We start from the raw sequence: 4,751 nt of genomic DNA, 5'->3' as shown, positions 1-4,751 counted from the left end.
CCCCCCCCCCCCCCCCCCCCCCCCCCCCCCCCCCCCCCCCCCCCCCCCCCCCCCCCCCCCCCCCCCCCCCCCCCCCGACTCATATGCAGCATACTTCGGCCGGTGTTACCGCATCTCCTCCAGCGCCCTGTACTGGGTCTTGCCCGCCTCATTCTTGGGAATGGCCTCCAAGGCCCGGATCTGAAAGACCCGCTCCGGGAAGTGCATCTGTTCGCTGAGATACTCCGCCGCCGCCCCGGTCACGGCGGGATCGGCGCTGTCGTGAAAGATCCGGAGGAGGTCATCCCTCCCCACGCAGGCAAAGCCCGTGTCCGGGAAGCGGGCGGCAAGCAGCCGCTCCACCTCGTCCAGGCCCACCCGGTTGCCGTAGAGCTTGATAAACCGCTTCTTGCGGCCCACGATGTAGTAGAAGCCGTCCCCGTCCCGCCGGGCCATATCGCCGGTGTGGAGCTCCCCGTGCCACTCGTCTCCCAGGGCCAGCTCCTCCGCCCGCCGGGCGTAGCCCATGGCCACGTTTGGCCCGCGGTAGACCAGCTCGCCCACGGTGTCCGGCGCGTCAATAGGCACACCGTCCTCCCCCAGCAGGCGGAACTGACCGCCGGGCACCGGCACCCCCATGCTGCCGCACTTCTCCACCGCCCGCTCCGCGGGCAGGTAGCCCATACGGGGGGCCGCCTCGGTCTGGCCGTACATGACAAAAAAGCGCCGTCCCGTCCGCGCCGCCCAGTCGGCAAACTCCAGGTGAAGGGCCTCCGGCAGCTTGCCGCCCGCCTGGGTCAGGGTGTTCAGCGCAGGCAGCTCCATCTCCAGCAGGCCCGCCCGCCGGTACATGCGGTAGGTGTAGGGCACCCCGGCCAGGGAGGTGACCCGCTCCCGCTCCACCAGCTCCCAGAAGGGCCGCTCCAGCACGCTGCGCCGGGTGAGCACCAGTGCCGCCCCCGCCAGCAGGTGGGTGTTGACGATGGACATGCCGTAGGAGTAGCTCATGGCCAGGTTGGTGACGGGCCGCTGGCCCTCGTCCAGCTCCAGGTACTCCACGATGGAGCGGGTGTTGGCATCCAGGTTCCGGCCGCTGAGGCGCACCAGCTTGGGGCTGCCGGTGCTGCCCGAGGTGGTGAGCAGGAGGGCCAGCTCCGGGTGGAGCTCCGGCCCCTGCCCGCCGGGGCGGCGGAGCAGAACGCTGTCCTCCACCTCCAGCGCCGGGACAAAGCCCTCCAGCACCCGCCCCGTCTCCGCCGGGAGGTCGCCGGGCACATGGACGAAGGCGGGGCGGTAGGTCTCCAGCAGGCCGCGCAACAGCTCCGGCGCAATGTGGGCGTCCAGCAGCAGGGGCACTTCTCCCGCTTTCAGGCACCCCAGGTAGCCCAGCAGGGTTCCGGGGGTGTTCTCACACAGCACAAAGACCAGCCGGTGCCCCCCCACGGCCCCGGCAATCCGCTCCGCGGCGGCGTTCAAATCCCCCAGGGTGTACCGTTTCCCCTCCTCGGTGACGGCCAGCAGCCGCTCCGGCTCCCGGTCGCAGCGCGCAAACAGTTCCATGTGCTCCTCCTATCCAATGATGCGGGACAGGGCGGCGATCAGATCCCTCCCGTCCCAGACCGTATCCATCTCCAGGGCCTGCCCCAGCGGCACCACCCGGTCCACGCCCCGCGCCCCCGCCCGGGCCAGGAGGGCGGCCACCTCCGCCGGCTCCAGCCCGCCGCACACCAGGGTCTGCGCCTTGGGCGGGAGCAGGGGGGCCAGCGCCTCCAAGCTGGGCAGAGCCGCCTCAAAGAACAGCCCGAAGCCCCCGGCCAGGGAGGGCAGGTTTCCGGACAGCCCCGCCAGCCGGGCCACATAGAGCAGGTTGCCCTGATAGCGCTCCACGGCGGCGACAGAGGGCTGCTCCATGGTCATGGCGCAGAGGCACAGCCGCTCCAGCTTGCGGGCCGCCTGGAAGGGGCCGAAGGGGTAGCGCTCCGCCGCCTCAGCGGCCACCGCCTCCCACCACCGGGCGCGGCAGGCGGGGTCTCCCCCGTCCTCCAGCCACAGCACCAGTTGGGGGCTGGAGCAGGCGTTCTGATCCATCTGGTAGGTGTCGTTATAAAACCGGTGGGCCAGCGCCCCCCGCTCCTCCGGCGTGAGGGCGGAGAAGGCCCGCTGGCTGAACACCGCCAGCGACCAGCGGTCGGGGAAGCACAGCTCCACGGCGTGGGGGGGCATGGGCATGGCCCGCACCGCCGCCACCGTGGCGTCGCCGCCCCACACGATCCGGGCGTCGCAGCGGGCGCAGTAGTCCGCCGTGACGGCATCGTCCCGCCCGTAGGTGATCAGGCTGGTGCGGGCCCGCACGGCGGCGTGCTCCGGCCGCTCCAGCACCCGGCGGAGGGCCGCCAGCAGGGGGGCCTCCCCCTCCATCCGCCGGCTGGACAGGCGCACCACGTTGGCGTTCCCCGCCAGCAGGCCGATGGCCAGGGTGTAGGCAAACAGGGCGGGCACATTGGCGGGGGCCAGATGGAAGGCCAGCCCCCGGCCCAGCCGGGGCAGCGGGGAGGCGTGGCGCGCGGCCAGGGCCTCCAGGCGGGCCCGGCGGCACCAGAAGCCGAAGGCGGCGGAGGCCTCCTGCCGCCGGGTGTCCGGGCCGCGGAGCACCTCGGCGGACAGCTCCGCCAGGAAGTCCACCGCCCTGGGGTCAAAGGGGAGCCAGGGGGCGGCGTCCACCTGCTCCGCCCCGGCCAGAAGCGTGACGTTATCCCTCATAGGTATCGCTGCACCCCCTCACCTCGGCCCGGGGCACCCGCCCCGTCACCTTGAAATATTTGCCCTTGCGCCCGCAGGGGCAGTCGTCCTCCCCCAGCAGCACGCCCAGATCCTCGGTCAGCAGGGAGTGGCCGGGATAGGAGCGGGGCAGCGGGGAGAGCACCTGGAGCACCCCCTCCTCCCCAGGCTCACAGGGGCGGTAGTCCCGCCCCCGCCGCACCACGATATCCGACCACAGGCTGGCGTGGAGGTGGCCCTGAGGGCACTCCATGTAAATGCAGCCGGTCTGCTCGGCCATGCCGTAGTAGTTGCTCACCCGCTCCACGCCGGTGGCCGCCGCCACCCGGGCCTTGAACTCCCCGGGGGACACCGCCTCGCCGGCCAGCTTCTTCCAGCCGCCGCCGTGAACCAGGATGCCGTTGGGGATGTCCAGCCTCTCCCCCCGCTCCTCCAGGGCGCGGACGACATGCTTCCAGATGATGAAGGTGAAGCCGAAGAGGAAGATGGTCTCCCCCTGGTGCTCCTCCAGGAAGGCCCGCACCCCGTCCAGATCCAGCTCCATGTGCTCGTCCAGGGCATAGCAGGGCCTGGTGCCGAAGATGGAAAAGCCCAGAATGCCCGCCCCCCGGGCGGAGAACATGGCGCGGTTGCGCAGAACCTGCCTGCTGTCCAGCACCAGGAAGGGCAGCCGCCGCTCCCCCAGGAAGTCGGACATGATCTGGCAGAGGGCCTGCTGCTGGCAGGCGGAGGTGGCCCCGTCCAGGAAGATCCTGGACACCCGCTGCCCGGTGGTACCGGAGGAGGTAATGGTCTTGAACACCTCTCCCTCCGGGATGCTCCGCAGCTCCAGTTCCTTGAACAGGGACACCGGCAGCATGGGGGTGCTCTCCACCGTACAGTCCATGTGGGCGGGGCAGCCCAGGGCGTCCAGCAGGCGGCCGTACTCCGGGCAGTGCTCCCGGTGAAACTGGGTCAGCCCGGTGAGCAGTCCGGCGTAAAGCGCCCGCTTCTCCGTCCGGGCCGTGGAATAGGGCTTGTATTGCAGCAGCGTGTTCAGCTCCACACCGGCTTCACTCCTTTCCTGTGAGAATATAGGGCTCCCCGTGGCCGGGGCAGATGCGCAGGCCGGGGGGCAGCCCCCGGAGAATGGGCTCCGTGACGGCGCGGTAGTCCGTCTCGCTCCCGCCGGGCAGGCGGAGGATGACCTCCTCCCCCGGAATCAGGTAGTCCCCGGAGAAAAAGGTGTCCCCGTCCAGGAAAATCCCCGCGCTCCCCGGCGTGTGGCCAGGCAGAGCCACGGCGCGGAGCCGGTGTCCCCGCCATACGTACTCCCAGGCGTGCTCATAGGTCTCATCCGCCGGCCGGCAGACGAAGGGCGGATAGGACACCCCCGGCTTGCCCCGGAAGGCGAGATAGACCTCCATCCTCCGGGTCATGTTGAGCCGGGTGTCCCCCAGGCCGGCGCTGCACGCGGCGGTGGCCGCCACCCGCACCCCGGGCCAGCGGTTTCGCAGCGCCTCCAGCCCGGCCATGTGGTCGCAGTGCTCGTGGGTCAGGAGGATCCGCTCCGGCGTCCACCCCAGCGCCTCCAGCCGCTCCAGCGGCCCCCTGGGGTCGTTGGGGTCGATGACCACCGCGCGCCCCGCCTCCCCCAGCAGATAGCAGTTGCTCTCCGCCAGCGGCTCCGTCCACCGCTCCAGAAGCAGCACGGCTCAGAGCTCCACGCCGTACTTGGCCAGAATCTCCTTGCCCTTCTCATAGGAGGAGAAATCCAGCACGTCGGCGGTGCCGATGCTGATTTTGAAGGTCTCCTCCATGTCCCCCATCAGATCCATGTGGCCAAGGGAGTCCCACAGGGGGATGCCCCGGTACTTGAGGCCGGGCAGCTCCTCCGGCTTGACCCGGAAGGCGGTGAGGAACAGGCGGTCATACTTCTCCAGATTTGTCATAGCTCGTTTCCTTTCTATCCCGCGGCGTAAGTACCAAATGGGGGGGGGGGGGGGGGGGGGGGG

Annotated in this window: 5 protein-coding genes; all 5 read right to left on the bottom strand. The window is 70.6% G+C overall.

Annotated elements, in window-relative coordinates; all coding sequences use genetic code 11:
• Window positions 1-105: 105 nt before the first annotated feature.
• From ACESY8_RS12150 to ACESY8_RS12130, 5 genes are read right to left on the bottom strand one after another with little or no spacing between them, the layout of a single operon-like run.
• Window positions 106-1,539: an AMP-binding protein gene (locus ACESY8_RS12150; RefSeq protein WP_054338739.1), complete on the bottom strand. Its 1,434-nt coding sequence runs from the start codon at window positions 1,537-1,539 to the stop codon at window positions 106-108.
• 9 nt (window positions 1,540-1,548) lie between these two features.
• Window positions 1,549-2,739, bottom strand: a complete 1,191-nt coding sequence (locus ACESY8_RS12145; RefSeq protein ID WP_009260581.1) for an acyl-CoA reductase — start codon at window positions 2,737-2,739, stop codon at window positions 1,549-1,551.
• Entirely contained in the window at window positions 2,729-3,802 is a 1,074-nt protein-coding gene (locus tag ACESY8_RS12140) for a LuxE/PaaK family acyltransferase (protein ID WP_173017574.1), read from the bottom strand. Before ACESY8_RS12140 ends, ACESY8_RS12145 begins: the two co-directional genes overlap by 11 nt.
• 7 nt (window positions 3,803-3,809) lie before the next feature.
• The gene (locus ACESY8_RS12135; RefSeq protein WP_054338740.1) at window positions 3,810-4,448 is read right to left on the bottom strand and encodes an MBL fold metallo-hydrolase; all 639 of its coding nucleotides are present in this window, start codon (window positions 4,446-4,448) and stop codon (window positions 3,810-3,812) included.
• A gap of 3 nt (window positions 4,449-4,451) precedes the next feature.
• Window positions 4,452-4,688: an acyl carrier protein gene (locus tag ACESY8_RS12130; RefSeq protein ID WP_007493418.1), complete on the bottom strand. Its 237-nt coding sequence runs from the start codon at window positions 4,686-4,688 to the stop codon at window positions 4,452-4,454.
• Window positions 4,689-4,751: the final 63 nt, after the last annotated feature.

The organism is Clostridium sp. ATCC BAA-442 (assembly GCF_964239415.1).
In the GTDB taxonomy this organism is placed as follows: domain Bacteria; phylum Bacillota; class Clostridia; order Oscillospirales; family Oscillospiraceae; genus Flavonifractor; species Flavonifractor plautii.
The sequence above is the reverse complement of the archived record's forward strand: the minus strand, read 5'-3'. Positions and strand labels throughout refer to the sequence as shown.